This window comes from Actinopolymorpha rutila (assembly GCF_013407855.1).
GTDB lineage: Bacteria > Actinomycetota > Actinomycetes > Propionibacteriales > Actinopolymorphaceae > Actinopolymorpha > Actinopolymorpha rutila.
The window spans coordinates 5,652,589-5,670,705 of record NZ_JACBZH010000001.1; the positions used below are offsets into that span (position 1 = coordinate 5,652,589).

General features: G+C 70.0%; 20 protein-coding genes. 1 reads left to right on the forward strand and 19 read right to left on the reverse strand.

What is annotated here, in order from left to right; all coding sequences use genetic code 11:
• Position 1: 1 nt before the first annotated feature.
• The 14 genes from F4554_RS25215 to F4554_RS33835 form a co-directional block, all read right to left on the reverse strand.
• Entirely contained in the window at positions 2-298 is a 297-nt protein-coding gene (locus F4554_RS25215; protein WP_179789877.1) for a PAAR domain-containing protein, read from the reverse strand.
• A gap of 10 nt (positions 299-308) precedes the next feature.
• On the reverse strand, positions 309-950 hold the full coding sequence (locus F4554_RS25220) for a phage baseplate assembly protein V (protein WP_179789878.1): 642 nt from the start codon (positions 948-950) through the stop codon (positions 309-311).
• Positions 950-2,062, reverse strand: coding sequence for a phage late control D family protein (locus tag F4554_RS25225; RefSeq protein WP_179789879.1), 1,113 nt, complete (start codon positions 2,060-2,062; stop codon positions 950-952). Before F4554_RS25225 ends, F4554_RS25220 begins: the two co-directional genes overlap by 1 nt.
• Positions 2,043-2,726, reverse strand: coding sequence for a CIS tube protein (locus F4554_RS25230; RefSeq protein WP_179789880.1), 684 nt, complete (start codon positions 2,724-2,726; stop codon positions 2,043-2,045). The genes F4554_RS25225 and F4554_RS25230 overlap by 20 nt, the downstream gene beginning before the upstream one ends.
• Before the next feature lie 7 nt (positions 2,727-2,733).
• Positions 2,734-3,090 carry a hypothetical protein gene (locus F4554_RS25235; RefSeq protein WP_179789881.1) on the reverse strand — a complete coding sequence of 119 codons (357 nt, stop codon included), beginning with the start codon at positions 3,088-3,090 and terminating at the stop codon, positions 2,734-2,736.
• Between the two features lie 1,291 nt (positions 3,091-4,381).
• Positions 4,382-4,804 carry a phage tail protein gene (locus F4554_RS25240; RefSeq protein ID WP_179789882.1) on the reverse strand — a complete coding sequence of 141 codons (423 nt, stop codon included), beginning with the start codon at positions 4,802-4,804 and terminating at the stop codon, positions 4,382-4,384.
• Between the two features lie 10 nt (positions 4,805-4,814).
• On the reverse strand, positions 4,815-4,997 hold the full coding sequence (locus F4554_RS25245; protein WP_179789883.1) for a DUF6760 family protein: 183 nt from the start codon (positions 4,995-4,997) through the stop codon (positions 4,815-4,817).
• Positions 4,994-5,347 (reverse strand): hypothetical protein, encoded by a 354-nt coding sequence (locus F4554_RS25250; RefSeq protein ID WP_179789884.1) that lies wholly within the window; start codon positions 5,345-5,347, stop codon positions 4,994-4,996. The genes F4554_RS25245 and F4554_RS25250 overlap by 4 nt, the downstream gene beginning before the upstream one ends.
• 24 nt (positions 5,348-5,371) lie before the next feature.
• Positions 5,372-5,812, reverse strand: coding sequence for a phage tail protein (locus F4554_RS25255; protein ID WP_179789885.1), 441 nt, complete (start codon positions 5,810-5,812; stop codon positions 5,372-5,374).
• Positions 5,813-5,847: 35 nt separating this feature from the next.
• Positions 5,848-7,377: a phage tail sheath family protein gene (locus F4554_RS25260; protein ID WP_179789886.1), complete on the reverse strand. Its 1,530-nt coding sequence runs from the start codon at positions 7,375-7,377 to the stop codon at positions 5,848-5,850.
• Positions 7,378-7,396: 19 nt separating this feature from the next.
• On the reverse strand, positions 7,397-7,576 hold the full coding sequence (locus tag F4554_RS25265) for a hypothetical protein (RefSeq protein WP_179789887.1): 180 nt from the start codon (positions 7,574-7,576) through the stop codon (positions 7,397-7,399).
• A complete protein-coding gene (locus F4554_RS25270; protein WP_179789888.1) occupies positions 7,573-8,292 on the reverse strand; it encodes a hypothetical protein in 720 nt (239 codons plus the stop codon). Before F4554_RS25270 ends, F4554_RS25265 begins: the two co-directional genes overlap by 4 nt.
• Positions 8,289-8,864, reverse strand: coding sequence for a Pvc16 family protein (locus F4554_RS25275; protein WP_179789889.1), 576 nt, complete (start codon positions 8,862-8,864; stop codon positions 8,289-8,291). The genes F4554_RS25270 and F4554_RS25275 overlap by 4 nt, the downstream gene beginning before the upstream one ends.
• Positions 8,861-11,329, reverse strand: coding sequence for an AAA family ATPase (locus tag F4554_RS33835; RefSeq protein WP_179789890.1), 2,469 nt, complete (start codon positions 11,327-11,329; stop codon positions 8,861-8,863). The genes F4554_RS25275 and F4554_RS33835 overlap by 4 nt, the downstream gene beginning before the upstream one ends.
• A 418-nt stretch (positions 11,330-11,747) precedes the next feature.
• On the opposite strand from F4554_RS33835, the gene F4554_RS34135 reads away from it, so the two are divergent.
• A complete protein-coding gene (locus tag F4554_RS34135; RefSeq protein ID WP_420360733.1) occupies positions 11,748-12,311 on the forward strand; it encodes an eCIS core domain-containing protein in 564 nt (187 codons plus the stop codon).
• 833 nt (positions 12,312-13,144) lie between these two features.
• On the opposite strand, the gene F4554_RS25290 is transcribed toward F4554_RS34135, so the two are convergent.
• From F4554_RS25290 to F4554_RS25310, 5 genes are all read right to left on the reverse strand, one after another.
• Complete coding sequence (locus F4554_RS25290) at positions 13,145-13,345, reverse strand: hypothetical protein (protein WP_179789892.1); 201 nt, start codon at positions 13,343-13,345, stop codon at positions 13,145-13,147.
• 192 nt (positions 13,346-13,537) lie between these two features.
• Positions 13,538-13,795: a hypothetical protein gene (locus tag F4554_RS25295; RefSeq protein ID WP_179789893.1), complete on the reverse strand. Its 258-nt coding sequence runs from the start codon at positions 13,793-13,795 to the stop codon at positions 13,538-13,540.
• A gap of 882 nt (positions 13,796-14,677) precedes the next feature.
• Positions 14,678-16,039 (reverse strand): ATP-binding protein, encoded by a 1,362-nt coding sequence (locus F4554_RS25300; protein ID WP_179789894.1) that lies wholly within the window; start codon positions 16,037-16,039, stop codon positions 14,678-14,680.
• Positions 16,036-16,710, reverse strand: coding sequence for a response regulator transcription factor (locus tag F4554_RS25305; protein WP_179789895.1), 675 nt, complete (start codon positions 16,708-16,710; stop codon positions 16,036-16,038). The genes F4554_RS25300 and F4554_RS25305 overlap by 4 nt, the downstream gene beginning before the upstream one ends.
• 85 nt (positions 16,711-16,795) lie before the next feature.
• On the reverse strand, positions 16,796-17,584 hold the full coding sequence (locus F4554_RS25310) for a hypothetical protein (RefSeq protein ID WP_179789896.1): 789 nt from the start codon (positions 17,582-17,584) through the stop codon (positions 16,796-16,798).
• Between the last annotated feature and the right edge of the window lie 533 nt (positions 17,585-18,117).

The window sequence follows — 18,117 nt, forward strand, 5'->3', positions numbered from 1 at the left end:
GCTACCCGATCACCACAGTGGGTGCGCCGAAGGCGACGGCGTTGGGCGCGCCCACCTCGACCACCTTGTCTCCCTGGCGAACGGCTGGCAGGCCGCCGATGAACACCGTGGCGCTGCCGACCGCGACGGTCCCGCCGACATGCGGCTTGACGCCGTCCACCAGGGGGCAGACGTGGAAGTCCGCGCCCACCCGCCATGCGGGCTTGCCCCCGATCAGCACCGTCGGGCAGCCCGGGCCGGGACCGAGCGGGGTGCCGTGGCTGGTGAGGTCACCGACCCGGGCGGCTGGCTGGCCCATGGTTTCTCCTTCAGTTGATCTGGACGAGCGCGCCGTTCAGCGCGAGCGTCCCCGACGACTTGACGTTCAGGGCGGTGGTCGCCTCGATCGAGACCGACGCCGCCTTGAGGGTGAGCTGCTGGGCGGCGCTGATCTCGATGGCACCGGACTGCGCGCGGAACGTGATGACGTTCTGGTGCGCGTCGTTGATGACGATCGTGTTCTGGTCCAGGAGGATCTGCTTGCCGTCGGACAGCCGCACCTCGATCTCGGGAGCGCCCTGGTCGTCGTTGAACCGGACGGTGTGACCGGACCGGCTCTTGATCAGCCGGGTGTTGTTGCCGTTGTCGCCGGTCACGGGCGGTTTCTGCTTGCCGTTCCACAGCGCGCCGAGCACGTAGAGGTGCGACGTGTCGCCCTCCTCGGCCCCGATGAGCACCTCGTCGCCGACCTCGGGCAGGAAGTAGGAGCCGCGGTCGTTCCCGGCCATCGGCATCGCGATGCGGGCCCAGAAGCTGGTGTCGCTGTCGGTGTGCCACGGCAGCCGCACCCGCACGCGCGCCAGGTTCTCGGGGTCCTGGTTGTCGGTCACCACGCCGACGGCCAGGCCGACCAGGAATCCGTCGGACTCCCGCTCGGCGTCGGAGGTGGGTAGCCACGCCATCCCGTCCATCAGATCGTCGCCTCCTGCACCGTGAACGTCGTGTGGTAGCCGTTGGCGTCGAGCCGGTGGTTGGCTGCCGACACGTAGTAGGTCCTGCTGAACGCACGGCCGAGGCCGCCGAGTGCGACATTGGTGTCCGGCAGGATCTCCGGAACCCCGATCGACTCACCGCTGCCGGTCACGAAGTCCTGGCCTCGTTCCTCCAACACCGCCTTGGCCCGCGCGTCGGCCTCCTCCTGGGTATGGACCGCGGCCCGCAGGTGCAGGACCGGTGTCGACGACAAGGCGGTGACCACCCGCTCGCCGCCGCTCTTTTTCCGGGCGTCGCGCCCGGACTCCTCACCGCGCCGGGCCCGGCCGAGCACCACCTCGCCCTTGGCAGCCGACCAGCCGTGCACCTGCACTTCTGCGACCTGACGGGCCAGGTTGGCCTCCGGGCGGAACGAGAGCAGGCCCTGGCCCCAGTCCAGCTCAACGATGTCGCTCGCGTCGTTGCGCCGCCGGCCGAAGTAGAGCTTGCGGTTGCGGTGGTAGAACGTGGCACCGTTGCGCTCGGCCAGCTCCCCGACGAACGCCATGTCGCTCAGGTTGTTCTGGTCGATCGTGAGCTTGACGGGGCTGGTCGGGCGTACGTCCGTGGCAACACCTCCGATGCCCGCGACGTCCTGGACTGCCGCGCTGTCGGGCTTGTTCTCCCAGTGGCGGGTGTTCTTGCCGACGGTCAGTGGATAGAGGTCGTCGTAGCCGCTCACGGTGAGCGTGGGCGTCGAACCGGTCGCGAAGTCGGTGGTGATCTCGGTGAGGACGCCGGTCAGCATCGGCTGGCCGAGCTTCGCCGGGTCGCCGTACCCCAACCCGACCTCGACCTTCCGACCGAAGGCGAACTGCTCGAGCAGGTCGACGCGCTTCTTCGCACGGGTCGCGAGGAACTCGCCGGCCTCCCAGTCGAACGCGCTCGCGACGGTGAAGGAGAAGCGGGCGGCCGCCTTCTCCTTCAGGTCGACGCTGACCTCCGACACCGCCAGGTACAGGTCGCGCAGCACGTCCTCGCCGCCGACCTTGATGACGGCGGTCGGCACGTAGAAGCCGCCGTGCTTGCGCTCAAGCTCCGCGATCCGCATCGGCGGCCTCCTTCGGGTCGGCGCGGTCGATCGGTGGCAGCACCAGCACCCGACCCGCCTCGATGCGCCGGGGGTCGTCGATGTCGTTCTCCTTGGCGATGAGCCGCCAGTACCGGACTTCGCCGTACTCGCGGGCGGCGAGCAGCCAGATGCTGTCGTGCGCCTCGAACACCCGGCGCTTGGTCTTGTCGGCGGAGTTGCGACGAGGATCTTCGAGCTGTTCGGCGATCGTCTTGTACTGCTTGAAGGTGACGGAGAGGGTGGCGCGCACCGGGATCCCGTCGGACCGGAACATGGTGAGCTTCTGCGTGATCTTCGAGACCACGGCGCGGAACGCGAACGAGCCCCAGCGGAACTCGACCGGCGGTGGGGCGTGGAGGTCCCCGTCGATGGCCACCATGTCCAGGAACGGCCGGGTCGTCGCCGTCACGTCCGCGCCGCCACCGTCGGTGTAGGTGTCGAACAGCAGGTCCATGGTCAGCACCTGCGCGTTCCCGTTGACGAACTGGATGATCGGGCTCGACAACCCTGGCGGGGCGGCCTCCTGGAAGGTCGCGGAGTACTCCACGCTGTACTCGGTCGGGTTGAACAGCACCTCGATCGCCCGGCCGCTGTTGCGCCCGCCCAGCAGGGTGACGACGGCCTTCGCCAGTTCCTGACCCATCGTTCGATCACCTTCTCCCGTGCCGTTCCTGTTCGATCCGCATCCGCTTCTCGAAGCGTCGCCAAAGGTCGCGGTCGAGCCGGTCCAGGTCGACCGGGGCCGGCGGGGGTGCGGCCTGCTGCTGCGGCGGCGCGGCCACGGTGACCGGGCGCGGCGGTGCGTCGGGCACGGTCCGGTGCACCCGCGCGACCGGGGAGTGGCGGCGGAGCAGCTCGTGCGGCGCGGGTTGGCGGGCAGCAGCACGTCCGAGGGACGGACGGGAGCGGACACCGACCAGGAGCGCGCCCGGTGCCGCGTGCGGGCCGGACCGCACGGCGATCCGCGGCGGAACCAGCCGGATCTGCACCGTGCGCGACGGCCACACACCTGCTTCCCCGCTCCGGTGCGGCCGGCCACGGGCACCTCGGACCACGGCAGGTGCCGCGCCGCCCGGGTGGCCTACGGGGGCGCGCCCGGCCGCACCCGGGTTCGGCTCAGGCTCGTCCCGGCGTGTCCACGCCGCCGCCCCACCTGGCTGCCTGGCGACGGACCAGGCCCGTCGCGGGCTCGCCGGGCGGGGACCGGCGCCCGGTCCGCTCGCCGCACCGTCCACGAAGGGCCCGGCGACCGGGGACCCACCCACCGGCGACCACGCCACCGACCGGCCACGAGTGGAGGGCCGGGCAGGCTGCGGGGCCGCGCGGTAGCTTCCGCTCTGCGAAGGACGGACGAGGTCGAGCGCGCCTGCGCCAGGCCGCACCTGGTCCGGCCCCAGCGCCGACCCCGACAGTGCGGTGCGGCCGAGCACGCTTGCCCACGGGCGGGTACCCGAGAGTTCACTCCTCGGTCGGACCTGATCCGGGCCCGTCGTACCGTCGCCTGCGGGCCAGGTTGCCGACGGCCACCACAACGGCCGCTGCCCCACGGGCGGCTGACCCACCGACGCACCTTTCGGCGACCACCCCTGCGCGGCCGGCCGGCCTGGCAGTGTGGTGGCGCGGTAGCGTCCGGCTCGCGACGGCGACGGCCAGGTGGGGTCGAGCGCACCTACGCCCGGAATCACCTGGCCCGGCCCCACCCTCGACGGGGCTGCGTGGCCAGGAACGCTTTCCCACGCGCGCGTACGAGAGTGTCCACTCCCCGGCCGGGTGTCGGGACCGCTGGCTGTCTGCCGGGTGGGCGCGGGCCCGCTCCCCGACGGCCGCAACCCTGCGGGGCTGCGCCGGCGGGCAACGCCGACCCAGGTGGCCGCCGGCGCCCGAGTGGGCGCGGCAGACATTGCCGGCACCGCGAGCGGCGTGGGCACAGCGGGCACAGCGGCCTGCGCCGGTGCGATCTCGTGGCGGGCGAGAAGGCGCGGGACCAACGGCGGGAGCGGTGCCACTCCGGCCTGCCGCACGACGGTCCGGAGCCGCTCGGCCCAGGAGACCCGGACGGCGAAGTGCACCGACAGCTCGATGGGGGCGGCAGCAGGCGCCCGCGGTGGTGGCGTCGTCGGCGATGTCGCCGGGAGGCGGAACACGAGGTGCAGCGGGCGGTGCCGTAGGGGCGAGCGGTGCACCGCCGTGGGCTGCGACGCGGTCCCGCCCGCACGCATCCCCGCCGCCCTGCGCCGGCCCATCGGCCGGGGCCGGTCGGGCAGGTGGCCCCACGGCTGCGCACCCATCATCGCCTCCTCACTGCCGGGTGATTCCGCGGTGGACGAACTCGACCGTCTCGGTGGCGACGGCGTCGGACATGGCGTCGAGTTCGGCGCCGGACCACCTGGTGGGGTACGCCGCCGCGCAGATCCACCGCCACACTTCGTCGCCCGCCTCGTCGAGCAAAAGCACGGAGATCGTTTTCCGCTCGACCGTTCCCCCGACGACGTCCTGGTGCCAGTCCCAGAGCGCGGTGTCGGCGAGGCCCCGCTTCAGGACGAGCGCCGGGTAGGTCGTCCTCACGACGAACTGGTGCTCGAACTCGTTGACGCCCCCCTCCCGGTACGGCTCCACCTCGGTCCGCCGTTCGAGGCCGGCGACCGACTGGAACCCGCCCGCGACGGTGCCGTCGAACTCGACGACGAAGCGGAACGCCCGGTACGGGTCGGGTCGGGCCATCGGTCACCTCTCAGGCGATCTCGAAGGGGTTGCTCGGCGCACCGCCGAGCTGTCGGTTGATCCGCGAGATCTCCTCGCACCACCGGCGCCGTTCGCCGTGCTCCAACGCCATCAGCTCGGCATGGGACCAGTGGAAGTGGTAGGCGATGAAGGCCATCTCCTCGTAGAGCTCGTCGAGGGGATAGGGCCTCATGAATCCCCCACGACGCGGAAACCCCCGGAAGGGTGGTCGGCTACCGGTTCTGGCGCCGCAGGCTCGTCGAGGTTGAGCTCGTCGTAGAGCTTCTGCAGGTGGTTGAGGTCGCTGGCGAACAGTCCCTCGATCACCTTCGTGTTGACGTCGCGCAGCGTCCCGAGCCGGGTGATCACCCGGGCCAGCACGACGATCGTCAGGTAGGCCGGGTTCGACTGCACCCGTGGGTCCTTCAGCGGCAGGATCTCGTCCGCGGCGGTGGCCAGCCGCATCACGCCCTCGGTGTGCAGCACCCCGTCCTGGTCGAGATAGCCCTTCGGCAAGGTGAAGTTGACTTCGGTCGCGAACATGGCAACTCCTCGCAGCTGATTCCGTTACTGGATACGCCGAATGCCCTCGTTGCAGAGCTCGAGGGAGTCGATGGCGACTTCGTTGCCGGTCGCGTTGAGGTCGCTCGGGTCGTACTTGCAGGGCCAGGCCCGGGTGATCTCGAATGCCGCCTTGTCGGTGCCCGCCTCGTCCTGGATCCGGATGACGACGGTCTTGCGGATGTCGTCGAGCAGGGTGGCGCCGCCGACGATCTGCTGGTGCCATTCGGCGAGCTCGACCGAGTCGGTGATGCCCCACTTCAACGTGACGTTGGCGTATTTCGTGAGGCCGCTGAGTTTGCGGACGGTCGGGATCTCGTCGCCTTCCCGGTACTCGATCGGGTCGCTGGCCAGGTCGCCGATCGTCACCTCGGAAAACGCCGCCTGCTCGATGCTGTCGATTTCCAGGCGGAAGCGAAACTTGCGGAGTGGGTCTTGACGCGCCATCGGTCAGGCCTCCGTGCTCGTTGGGGTGACGGGGATCATGACTTCGCCTCCTGGGTCTTCTGGAAGACCCGGAAGACCACGAACTCGGCCGGCCGTACTGGCGCGACGCCGATCTCGACGATCAGGCGGCCGTTGAGGATGTCGTCCTCGGTCATCGTTTCTCGGCCCACGGCGACGGAGAACGCCTCTTCCTCCTTGGCGCCGAAGAGCGCGCCCTCGCGCCACTGGGTCCGCAGGAACAAGGTGATCGTCTGCTTGACGCGCGCCCACAACTGCTGGTTGTTGGGTTCGAAAACCACCCACTGCGTCGAGTTGTAGATCGACGCCTCGAGGAAGATGAACAGCCGCCGGACGCTGACGTACTTCCACAAAGGGTCACTCGAGAGCGTCCGCGCCCCCCACACACGGATGCCGCGGCCGGGGAACCGCCGGATCACGTTCACCCCGGCAGGGTTGAGCGTGTCCTGGACGCGCTGGTTGATGTCGTACTCGAGGTCGATGGCGCCTGCGATCGTCTCGTTGGCAGGCGCCTTGAAGACGCCGCGGTTGTTGTCGGTGAGGGCGTAGATGCCGCAGACCGCGCCGCCGGGCGGCACGAGCTTGCGTGCCCCGCTGCGTGGATCACTGATCCAGATCCAGGGGTAGTAGAACGCGCCGTACTGGGTGTCGTCGACCTGCGCCCGCGCGTCGATCGATGTCGCGTTGGCCTGGTGGGGAAGAGCGTCGACGACAGCGAACCGGAACCGGTTGTTCTCGCAGTGGGTGACGACCTTCTGGGCGGCGTCATAGGCGGCTCCGGGGGCGTGCACGACCGCCACCGCCCGGAACGCGTCAAGGTCAAGCGCGGCCAGACCCTTGCGCCGGCTGGGATCGGGGTCGTCGACCTCGTAGTCGGCCGCGGTCACCCCGGAGCCGTCGCTCACCGATGGCAGCTGCGCGTCGGAGTCGCTGGTGGGCAGCGTGACCCCGGCGGCCGGGTCCGCCGGGACCAGTTCGACCAGCGACGAGTTGCCGTTGTTGATCCGCTTCTCGAAGTACGACGTCGAGGTCGGGTCGACACTGAGGTCGTTGAAGTCCTCGGAGATGGTTGGCGGCTTGCCGGCGGGGATCGACGCCGCGTCGGGGGGCACGTCGGCGGCGTTGGCCCAGTAGTCGATGCGCACGCGGAACCCGACAGGGTTGCCGTTCTTGTCCTTCGTGGAGCCGGGTCCGACGCGGATCCACACCTTGTGGTATTCGCTCCCGGGGCCGAGAGCCGTCACCGTCAGCCCGGCGATGTCGATGGTGGCGGTGGCGGCGTCCGCAGCCGCGATGCGGGCGATGTAGCAGCGACGGCCGCCGTTGTCGAAGAACATCTTCACCGCGTACGGCATGTACTTGTCGGGTCCGTAGATGTCCCCGAACAGGCGCAGGTACTCGTTGTAGCTGGTGACCAACGTCGGGGTCTGCGGTCCGCGCTGGGTCTCACCGAGGAAGGCGGCGGTACTCGTCGCCACGCCCTCGATCGGCTTCGGCCCGCGCTCGATCTCCTCGATGTAGACCCCTGGCGAAAGGTACTCGGGCATGAGGTTTCTCCTCACCTGGTCAGGCGTTGGCGGCCGGCTGGGCCGTGGTGATCGCGCGAAGCTCGTCACGCAGGTTGGCTTCGCCGTCGGACTTCTGCTCGGCGGCCGCCGGTTCGGCGTTCTGCTTGCCGGTCACCGCCTGGGTCGTATTCGCGTCGAGCGTCTTCCTCACTTCGACCTTCTTCTCGCTGTCGCTCACGACCGGGTGCTCCTTCGGCTGCCGGTCGTACCCGATGGTGTGAACCGGGGCGGGTCGTCCCGGTCGAGGTCGACCGGCTCCGCGAGGATGTGGGTGCGCCCCTCGTCGAGGGCGAGGGTGAACTCGCGTACCGGAAGGCCCGGCTTCTCCAAGCGCAGGAGCGTCGGCACCGGCGCCGGGCCTTCGGCCGTCGCGGCCAGCTTCAGGCCGACGGCGAGCGCGAAGACCCCTCGTTCGTCGGTGGTGGCCGGGAACTGGTGGCCCGCGGAGCCGGTGCGCGGGCGCGCCGTCACCGTGAGCCCCGCGACGGGCAGGGGGTGCGTCGGGGTGCCGCCGCCCGCGGACCGGACGACCGAACCGCGCACCAGGGTCGTTCCGTCGTCGAACGCGCGGTCCGGTCGCGGTTCGAGGGCAACGACCCTGCTGACACCGTCCCGGGCAGGGTTGAACGTGACGAACAGCGGGCCTCGGTAGCCCGCGTCCGCCGGGTCGATCCGGAACGTCAGGTCCTGGTCGGGTGACTCGTTCACGAGCACGACGTGGCCGCTGAGGTTGCGGATCAGGCGTCCCGGCCGCGCGGCCCCCCTCACCGGATCCCAGAGCAGGACGCCGAGCCGACTTCGCACCGGGCGCCGGGTCACGCCGTCGACGACGATCAGCACCGCAGCCACGACGTCCGTCCGCACCTGCTCGAAGGCGATCCGCCGCCGCGTCATGACTGCTCCCGTTCGGTGAACGGACCCTGCCGCGACGTGCGCTCCACCACTGCTGGGCCGGCCGGCATCGGGTCGAGGGTGACCGTCACCGGGCTCAGGAGGTAGACCATGGACGTGCGGTACGACGAGTCCGGGAACAGCCCCCAGATCCGGCTCAGTTCCTCCACCGTGTAGGGCTCCGGGGTGATTCGCACCAGCTGTCCGGGCACCTGCGCGTCGTCGATGAAGGGCTGCTCGTGCAGGGCGCGCACCGCCTGGCCCAGTGTGATGAGCTCGTTCGGATCGCCCATGCCGCCCGTGCCTGCGGATCGGAAGACCGACACGAGGTAGCGCAGGTCCAGCGGCAGCGCCGCTGCCTCGACGAGCGGGCCGTCGGGGTCACCCGCGCTGGCCACGTAGTGCCGCTCGTTGCGCAGTTCCTGGTTCGGCACCGCCTGGTACAGGCAGAGCGACAGTGTGCGGGTTCCCACGTCCTCGGCGATCGGCGGGCCCACGTACACCGGACCGCCGACGGCGGCCGCCAGCCGGTTCTGGAGCACGGCGGTCACCAGTGCGATCGCTTCGGCACTCATGACGGCACCGCCAGCTCGTCGAGGCTTCGCTCGGCAGTCAGCATGCCGATCTTGACCAGCTCCCGGCGGGTGGCGGCCAGGACGTGTGCGGCACTGATCGGTCCGCCCGCCGCTGCGGCGATGAAGGCCGCGTGCAGCGCGATGTTCTGGATGCTGCCGCCGGGAATCTGCAGGCGGCTCGCCAGGAGCGCGACGTCGACGTCGCGGGCCAACGGCGCGTGGGCCGGGAACGCCTTGCGCCAGATGCGTTCCCGCTCCGCGGCGGTCGGGAGGGCGAACTCGACGACGAAGCGGAGCCTGCGCACGAAGGCGTCGTCGATGTTCTGCTTGAAGTTCGTGGTGAGCACGGCCAGGCCACGGAAGGCCTCGATGCGCTGCAGGAGATAGGCGACCTCGACGTTGGCGTGCCGGTCGTGGGCGTCCTTGATCTCGGTCCGCTTGCCGAAGATGGCGTCGGCCTCGTCGAAGAGCAGCACGGATCCGGCGCCCTCGGCGGCGTCGAAGATGCGATCGAGGTTCTTCTCGGTCTCGCCGATGTACTTCGAGATCGTCTTCGACAGGTCGACCTGCAGCAGATCGACGCCGAGCGCGCCGGCGACGATCCGCGCCGCCATGGTCTTGCCGGTGCCACTCGGACCGCAGAACAGTGCGGCCACGCCCTGCCCGTAGGGAACACGGCTGGCAAAGCCCCACTCCTCCAGCACCCGGCCCGCCTGCAGGACATGCACGGGGATCGTCTGCAGCTGCTCCTTGCGGGCTTCGGGCAGCACGATGTCGTCCCACGTGTAGGTGGGCACGATCTGCCGTACGCCCTCCGGCAACGGCGTCGGCGAGAGCTCGCGAGCCGTACGTTGCATCTCGGCGACGGCCGCGTCCCCCGCGGGTAGCCCGAGCCGGGCCGCGGCGACCACGCTGCGCCGGATCCGCTCCGGATCGATCGGTGCGGTGGCGGCCAGCCGCTGGATGTCGTCGGCGCCGAGCGCGAGGCCGGCCTCGGTCGCCGCCCGCCGCCACCACGCGGCCCGCTGGGCAGTCGAGATGGCCGGAGCGCGCAGTTGTGTGGCTGACTCCCACCAGGTCCCGTCGGGGGTCGGCTCGCCGTCGAGGGCCACCAGCCGGAGACTCCGGGCGATCTCCACCAGCTGGCCCCTCACCCGGCTGCGGTCCAGCGGCTCCAGAGCGTCGATCCCGAGCACCATCAGCCCGCTCCCATCCAGGCGGGCGAGTACCGCCCAGTCGCCGACGACGTCCACCCCCCGCTCGACCCTGCGGAGGTCGCCAACCAGGAGGGGAAGCCCGATCGCGGCGGCCAGCCGAATGAACCACCCCTTGGCCGTTCCACTGCCGACAAGGTGGACCAGGGTGGTCTGGTCGGCGACCAACCGGTCCAGGCGGCGTGCAAGCTCCGCCTCCTCCACCGACAGCGGCTCCGTGGTCTCCGACGACGCTTCGCACAGCGTGGCGTCCACGGCGCGTACGGCGTCGTCGAGCGACGGGGCGAGCAGGTAGGCGACGAGCGCCCGGCTCGGCGCGAGACCCACGTCGACCGGGAGGGCGTCGGATCCGGCCGGCCGCACCAGTCCTTGCTTCATGACCGAGTTCGAGGCGTTGATCGTGCGCCGCAGGTTCCAGGTGCCGACATCGGTGGACACCATCAGCTCGGCGAGGAGGGTGAGGCCGGGACGACGGCGGGTCAGGTCGTCCTGGAGCACGCCGATGGCGGTGGCGTAGCGGCCGTCCAGCTCGGGCGCCAGCACCAGGCAGAGCAGCCGCAGCTCCAGCGCCGACAGGGCGAACGCCTCGGCGACGCGAGCAACGGGAGCCGGCAGGGAGGTCCGTGTCACCACGAGGGCCGCGTCGGCCGCAGCGAGGCGCGCGGCGAGTTCGGCCTCGGTGCTCAACAGCGGGTCCAGGGCGAGCGACTCAAGCGCCTCGGCGGGGGCGACCGACCAGCCCGGCACGCCTGGAGCGTCGTGGCCGGTGCGCCGTACGAGCGCCCGGGCGAGGCTGAGCTCCAGCCACTCTGTCAGCGGGGCCAGTGTGGCCGCGTCGGCGTCCTGGGACCGGGCGGGCCGCAGCGTCCAGGGGTCGACGACATGCACCCGTTCGGCCGTGACGTCGTGGGCTGCAGCCTGCAGCACCTCGACGAGCTTCCGCCAGTCGGGGTTCTCGAGCCCGATGAAGGCCCGTGCCCCGACCGGGTCGAAGAGGACGACGGAGCGGATGTGCTGTTCGTCGAGGTAGTCCTGGCAGGCCGCGGGATCCGCACCTTCGATGATGAGGATCGCCGCGCCGCCGCCGACGACGTGGCGGTCGAGGACGGCCGGGTCGTCGACCGAGACGACGTCGAACTCCCCGCTGCCGAGGAGAAAGGCCTTCAGCCCCAGTGCGAACGGCTCACTGGAGAACGGGCCCATGATGGCCGAGACCCTGGGCCTGCCGCGTTCTCCCCCACGATCGTCCACGCCCCCACTGTGTGCTGCCGTCCGCCCTGGGCCCATGGATCATTGGATTCACAAACGGTCCCCGACGGATTCGGACCGTGGATTAGGTGTGGAAGCTCGCCGACCCTCTTGGGTACTCGGGCGTGGAACGGGCAAAGGCGCGACGGAGTTATCCCCGTCTTCGCGGTGCGCCATACGTCGCACGGCCACGCGAGTGACCCAGGCGCTGGTGCTCTCCGCCAGCTTCCGCCACTGCCTGCCGCGCCACCGCTACCAGCGCCTCGTCCACCGACGCGTGACAGCCGAACCATCCGGTTCCATCATGGTGGTGCCCTGAGTGCACCGCCGGGTGTAGCGCGGGGTTAGCCCAGTCGAGGCGCGAGCCTTCGGCCGGCGCTCTTGAAAGAGCCGGGTGTTCGGCTGAGAGGGGCGAGTGGCTATGCATCACGCACGTGCAACCTCAAGTAGCGACACTGCGCGGTCGGAAGACCTCGAACCGAACAGGACCCGTTTCTCTCCGGAGGCCGCCGTATCAGAACCCGGCTTCGCGTTCGGGGCAGGCGCACGCGGGATAGGGCGGTTCCCGCCGGGCCAACGGGCGTTCCTGCAGCAGACGATTGGCAACCGAAGACTGAGCCAGCTCCTCACGGCACCGGATGGACCACCGGCAGGAGAACATGCGACTCCGGTGGGAGCGGATGAACCGGGACGCCCACTCGATGAGCCGGTCCGTGCCGAGATGGAGTCGCGTTTCCGCGATGACTTCAACCAGGTTCGAGTTCACGCGGACGCGAGCGCAGCAGCCACTGCCAGGGAGCTAAACGCGAGGGCGTACACGTTCGACAACCACATCGTCTTCGGCGCTGGTCAGTACTCTCCGGAGAGCGAGCCGGGCCGACAGCTCCTGGCGCACGAGCTGACGCACGTGCAGCAGCAGCGAGGCGGCCATCCACCGGAGCCCGACCACGGCGCAGCGCACGAGGGCAGCGTTGGCCAGCCATAGCCGCCGGCTGGTGTTGGCCAGCTCGGCGAACCGTGGCCGGCGAGGTCGATGCCATCTCCACAGGTGTCGGCGGGATACCACGACGACGGCGACAACCAAGGCACGCGGCGCCAGGCTCACGGTTCAACGAGTCGCGAACTGGCGTCGACCCCTTCGATCGGGCTCCCGATCGGAGGGGTCGACGACATACGGGCTCCGGTTCTGCACTGCACAGACATGAGGCAGCCCCGACCCCGACGCCCCGGATGCGTGCGAGGCCTCAGCGCATGACCACAGGCATGAGCTTGTCCCGTAAGGGGTCCGTCTTAACGCGCCACGCACCGAGCCACTTGCGACCTCCGCCTGCTTCTGGCACACCGCACGCACGCTAGCTAGCGTCTTAACAGGAAGGTCGCAACTGCCGGCTGACCTGCAGCTTTGCGCGCTGCGGCTGTCTAGGCCATAAATACGCCGGAGACGCTCACGCGACGCGTCGCCCATAACAGTTGTGCACTGAGCACGGTCGCAGCAGGTCGGACCGGCTTGTGCTGTAGCAGAGTTGTCGGCCGACTCTTGCTGGTCGGCGCCGACACCAAGCGGCCCGAATCTGACCTGCCGCGCCCAGCAAGGTGGACGGGACATTAGGTCACTCGGCGTTGGATCACATTGCTAGGTGCCCGGCACACGACCCGGCGGGGCCGGGTGCTTCCAACCGAAGCGGCGTCGCGCTACCCGGCGTTGAGTACCTCACGCTTCCTGACCCAGCACCCGTGCCGTCGCGCGGGCCGTGCGGGCCGTGTAGACGTCGCCGGTTTCCTCGCCCACCGCGATCACCACGCGGGTCGACGCCGCAGTCAGCGCGCCACGTCGGGGTGGTAGTCGGTGATGGCCACGACCAGCCCGGACAGCAGCGGGTGATCGCGCGAGCCGTGGTCCTCGCCCGGCAGTCCGAACCGGGCCGGGTCCGGGTCCGGTTGCGCGAAGTAGGCGTCGGCGAACTTGCCCTCCCAGGCGTGCATCGCCTGGAACCCGGCCATCGCCGGGCCGTAGCCCATCGCCTGGTAGGTCTGCAGGTAGTGCGCGCGGGCGCGGTGCGGCGACGGCGTCGGGCAGCACCGGGTTCATGGGCGGCTCGTGCGCGACGAGGACCGCGACGTCATTCGGGAAGCCGGCGACGAGCGCGAGAGCGACCACCGCACCGCCGCTGCCCGCGAACAACTCCTCCGGCCCGCCTCCGACCGCTTCGATCACCGCGTGGACGCCGCGGATTTGATCCTGCGGGGTCTGCTTCCCTCGTCCGTCTTGCGGACACTGCGGCCGCCGCTGCGCGGGTCGGAGGTGACCACGGTCCCGTCCGGGAAGAACCCGGCCAGCGCGCGGAAACCGCTCGCGTCTATCGGCTGGCCGATCATGACCAGCGGCGGCTGGCCGTCGGCGGTCGGCAATGGGCCGGCCACGTCGTAGACGAGGTCGACATCGGGAGTCTCCAGCGTATGAGTCCGCATGCCACCACGTCTCACCCCGGCTGCAGAACTCATCGGTTGGTCAACGCAGGCGCCCGTATCTGTACTGAGCAGAAGCCAGCCCGCCTCGCTCACCCCTTCGCGGCGAACGCAAGGGAGCTATCGCCTCGCAGCGTGCCAAGTCCGTCGCGACGGCGATCACGCTCGCGACGGACGTGAGCTCGCCGCGGAATCCGCACAATACGCAGAACCATTGCCAACGACCGTCTGCGCAGGTCAGCGAACCTTGAGCTCTCCAAGCGACGAAGCCGCAGAACGTCGCGTCAACTGGCCGGCAATTGCCAGAGATCCACAAGAGCGGACTGACGGAGATTGTGCGAGACTTCTGCGCCGGTTCAGAGCCATCACAGGCTTGGACCGCCACGGGTCGTCTGACCTGGGCAGCCACGTCGCCGGGTCGGCAACGGACGCTTGGCCGGACTCGCGCCTGCACTACGAGAGCGACCCTGACGAGGTTGCCGACAAGACCATTCTCGGTGAGGCCGGATTCGATCGGGCGGAGGGAGGCGACTTCGCTGACGTCTACCACCTCGCCCACTTATTCGGCGAGACAACTGATCACCTGACCACACACGCAGTCAGCCATAACGGCCCGAAACTGCGATCCCGACACGATCATCACGGTGGCGCAAAACCATTGATGCTTTTACAGGAAAGCCCCCAACCGGGCACTTGACCTGCACGGTTACAGGTTGGCGCACGGTGCGTCAGGCAGTCGGGTCCAGTCGGGCGCTGGCGCCAGGTGGCCGGCAGTCTTCCGGCCCTGTGCGTATCTTCCCGCGTCTGTTGGGCCGGACCCCCTCCTGGACCAGTGGCGGCTCCAGCGTGCCCGGTTCGGTGCGGCCGCGGACCCCGGCGCGGGTGTCAGGTCGAGGAGGGGAGGGAAAGCCGCATGCGGAGACCGCGGTCCAGGGGTTCCGCTGTGACGGTGCCGCCGTGGGTCTCGACGACCTGTTTGACGATGGCGAGTCCGAGGCCGGATCCGGGGAGGGAGCGGGCGGTCGGTGAGCGGTAGAAGCGGTCGTAGACGAAGGGCAGGTCGTCCGCCGGGATGCCCGGGCCCTGGTCGGTGACGGTGACCGTACCGTCGGGGAATACTCCGACCAGGACCTGGCCGCCGTCCGGGCTCCACTTGACCGCGTTGTCGACGAGGTTGCTCACGGCGCGTTCCAGTGCGTCGGGGTCGGCGTGTACCAGGCATTCGGACAGGTCGGTATGCAGCGACACATGCGGGCTTCGCCGGGCGGCCCGGGCCACCACCCGTTCTGCGAGGAGGTCGAGGCGGGTGTCCTCGGCGTGGGTGTGCTGCTGCCCGTACCGGGCCAGTTCCACCAGGTCGTTGACGAGGGACCGCAGCTCCTCGGCCTGGAAACGGGCCTGCTCGACCAGCGCGGGGGCCTGCGGATCGGCCACGCCAGGGCCGTCGCCGAGCAGTTCCAGATTGGTGATGATACTGGTCAGCGGGGTACGCAGTTCGTGCGAGGCGTCGGCGACCAGCCGCCGCTGTGCCCATACAGACTCCTCCACCGCGGCCATCATCGCGGTGAATGAGCGCGCCAGCCGGGCGATCTCGTCGCGTCCCCAGACGTCGATCCGGGCGGTGAGGTCCCGGGTGGCCGTCACGTGCTCGACCGTCTCGGTGAGCCTCCGCACCGGGCGGAGTACCCGGCCGGCCACGAGTCGCGCGCCGAGGGCCGCCAGCAGGGTGCCGATGGCCGTGATCGCGGCAAGCAGGGCGGCGAGCGGACGGAGGGTGGACTCAACCACTGACTGCGGTATCGCCGCCCGGACCACCGCGCCCTTCCAGCCGGCCAGCGGCGCGGTGTACACGCGATAGTGCACCCCCTGGTACTCCGCGTCTTGGAAGTACGCCGGGGCCTTGCCCTGGGAGACCAGCACGTCCCGCTCGGTGACCGCTATGAAGGCGCCGCCAGGACCGGCCTCGACCGGCGGGACCATGAACTGCAGCCGCGTGGAGCCGACGGTGACCGGCGAGGTCGGCACCGTCAGCCGGGATCCCTCCCGCTCCTGCTTCATCTGCTGCACCTTGAACTTGAAGTCCTCGAGCAGCTTGGAGGCGTCCTGGTCGGCGGCGGCTACGAGGATCTCGTCGTGCTGATGGTGCAGGTCGGCGCTGAGCGAAGGGTAGATGATCAGCGAGGCCAGCAGCAGCGCCGCGAAGACCACCGTGCCGCCCGCCAGTGCCACCCGGTTTCCCAGGGTCACGGCTCCTCCCGCAGCACATAGCCGAGCCCGCGCACGGTCTGGAGCAGCCGGGGCTCGCCGCCGGCCTCCAGCTTGCCGCGCAGACAACTGATATAGACCCACAGCGCGTTGGAGGACGGCCCGAAGTCGTAGCCCCACACCGACTCGAAGATCAGCGACCGGCTCAGCACCCGCCGCGGGTTGCGCAGGAACAGCTCCAGCAGCGCGTATTCGGTGCGGGTGAGCTCCAGCGTCCGCCCGCCGCGGCGGGCCTGGCAGGCCGCCATGTCCAGTTCCAGGTCGGCGAAGCGGATGACCTCCTCCTGGGCGGCGGCGCCGCGCCGCAGCAACGCGCGTACGCGGGCCCTGAGCTCGTCGAGGGCGAACGGCTTGACCAGGTAGTCGTCGGCGCCCGCATCCAGACCGGCCACCCGGTCCTCGACAAGGTCCCGGGCAGTGAGCATGAGGATTGGCACGCGGTCGCCCCGGGCCCGGACCCGGCGGCACACCTCCAGGCCGTTCGGCTCCGGCATCAGCACGTCGAGGATGACGACGTCGGGCTGGCCACCGCCGAGTGCCTCCAACGCCTCGGTACCGTCCGCTGCCTCGGCCACCTCGTGGCCGTCCCGGGTCAGGGCCCTGGAAAGCGCGAGGCGCACCGCGTCGTCGTCGTCCACCACCAGCACACGCATGGCTGCAATCGTCCCGTCCAGGAGGTCAATGGCGAATATGGGCGGCCAGCCCGGAGAGTCCCGGGGCCGGCCGCCCGCTGTCGGTTCAGCGCTTGGAGGACTGCCCGCCGGCGGCCAGCTCATCCGGTCCCCTGTGCCTGATGACGACCTTGCCGTCCCCCGGCTTGCCCTTGCCCTTCTCCTCCACGACCTGCTTGCCGAGGGCCTGCTTGGCCGCCGCCAGGGCCTTCTCGAAACGCACCGGACTGACGCCCAGTTCCTTCGCGATCGCCGCGAACTCGGCGCTGCGCGGGTCGACACCGTGCGACCGATCGGCCAGCGCGAACAGCTCCTTCAGCGCGTGCTCCGCGGAGGCGACGCCGACGTCCAGCCGGGCGGCGACGGCCTCGGCCAAGAGCCTCACGGTGCCGGCGTCGTCCGGTCCCCTGTGCCTGATGACGACCTTGCCGTCCCCCGGCTTGCCCTTGCCCTTCTCCTCCACGACCTGCTTGCCGAGGGCCTGCTTGGCCGCCGCCAGGGCCTTCTCGAAACGCACCGGACTGACGCCCAGTTCCTTCGCGATCGCCGCGAACTCGGCGCTGCGCGGGTCGACACCGTGCGACCGATCGGCCAGCGCGAACAGCTCCTTCAGCGCGTGCTCCGCGGAGGCGACGCCGACGTCCAGCCGGGCGGCGACGGCCTCGGCCAAGAGCCTCACGGTGCCGGCGTCGTCCGGTCCCCTGTGCCTGATGACGACCTTGCCGTCCCCCGGCTTGCCCTTCGCCCCGGCAGCTGCAACCGCCTTGGCCTTGGCCGTGTCGGACGACGGGCTCGCGGACGCGGCCGCCGACGCAGTCAGGCAGACCGCCGTGGCGACCGCGGCCACCACAGCCATCAAACGCACCCTGCTTCTCATACCTGCTCCCCTTCGCACTCGTGGGCCGGCGACTGCCGCCGCCCAAGTCGAGAAGACCATGTGGAACTCAAGGGAACTCTCAAGAAACCTTAGGCCGGCCTTAGGCCGCGATCCGTGGATCGGGTGCGTCGTCCATCAGCCGGTCGCGCGTGCCGGGTTGGTGCCGGGATGGCACTGGCCGAGCGGGCGGCCTGTCGGACCTGGTCTTGAGCAAGGTCGCGATCGCGGAGACGAGGCTGGCTGGCTTTGGTGGTGCGGGGGAGCGCCCACGCCTGTCCGCCGGACAGGGGCGGATGTGGCCTGAACGTGTCACAGGCCTTGATGATCGTGATGACGGGCGCTGAATTTGTATGGCAGCGCTTCGTAGAACGGTCCAAGTTCGCCGGGGCACTGCTGGAGCGACGGACCGGCACGAGATTCGCAGTCCGGTTCCCGATCCCGTCTCAAGCACACCGTAGGGCGCTGTCCATCGCCGTCTCATTGCACACGCCACCGTGATCCGCTCCAGGTGA

What these genes read in the sequence shown, in the direction of transcription:
- F4554_RS25215 (WP_179789877.1), bottom strand. Translation starts at nt 298, where the DNA reads ATGGGCCAGCCAGCCGCCCGGGTCGGTGACCTCACCAGCCACGGCACC.
- F4554_RS25230 (WP_179789880.1), bottom strand. Translation starts at nt 2,726, where the DNA reads ATGGGTCAGGAACTGGCGAAGGCCGTCGTCACCCTGCTGGGCGGGCGC.
- F4554_RS25245 (WP_179789883.1), bottom strand. Translation starts at nt 4,997, where the DNA reads ATGAGGCCCTATCCCCTCGACGAGCTCTACGAGGAGATGGCCTTCATC.
- F4554_RS25240 (WP_179789882.1), bottom strand. Translation starts at nt 4,804, where the DNA reads ATGGCCCGACCCGACCCGTACCGGGCGTTCCGCTTCGTCGTCGAGTTC.
- F4554_RS25250 (WP_179789884.1), bottom strand. Translation starts at nt 5,347, where the DNA reads ATGTTCGCGACCGAAGTCAACTTCACCTTGCCGAAGGGCTATCTCGAC.
- F4554_RS25310 (WP_179789896.1), bottom strand. Translation starts at nt 17,584, where the DNA reads ATGGCTGTGGTGGCCGCGGTCGCCACGGCGGTCTGCCTGACTGCGTCG.
- F4554_RS25275 (WP_179789889.1), bottom strand. Translation starts at nt 8,864, where the DNA reads ATGAGTGCCGAAGCGATCGCACTGGTGACCGCCGTGCTCCAGAACCGG.
- F4554_RS34135 (WP_420360733.1), top strand. Translation starts at nt 11,748, where the DNA reads ATGCATCACGCACGTGCAACCTCAAGTAGCGACACTGCGCGGTCGGAA.
- F4554_RS25255 (WP_179789885.1), bottom strand. Translation starts at nt 5,812, where the DNA reads ATGGCGCGTCAAGACCCACTCCGCAAGTTTCGCTTCCGCCTGGAAATC.
- F4554_RS25220 (WP_179789878.1), bottom strand. Translation starts at nt 950, where the DNA reads ATGGACGGGATGGCGTGGCTACCCACCTCCGACGCCGAGCGGGAGTCC.
- F4554_RS25305 (WP_179789895.1), bottom strand. Translation starts at nt 16,710, where the DNA reads ATGCGTGTGCTGGTGGTGGACGACGACGACGCGGTGCGCCTCGCGCTT.
- F4554_RS25225 (WP_179789879.1), bottom strand. Translation starts at nt 2,062, where the DNA reads ATGCGGATCGCGGAGCTTGAGCGCAAGCACGGCGGCTTCTACGTGCCG.
- F4554_RS25260 (WP_179789886.1), bottom strand. Translation starts at nt 7,377, where the DNA reads ATGCCCGAGTACCTTTCGCCAGGGGTCTACATCGAGGAGATCGAGCGC.
- F4554_RS25290 (WP_179789892.1), bottom strand. Translation starts at nt 13,345, where the DNA reads ATGGGCTACGGCCCGGCGATGGCCGGGTTCCAGGCGATGCACGCCTGG.
- F4554_RS25295 (WP_179789893.1), bottom strand. Translation starts at nt 13,795, where the DNA reads ATGCGGACTCATACGCTGGAGACTCCCGATGTCGACCTCGTCTACGAC.
- F4554_RS25270 (WP_179789888.1), bottom strand. Translation starts at nt 8,292, where the DNA reads ATGACGCGGCGGCGGATCGCCTTCGAGCAGGTGCGGACGGACGTCGTG.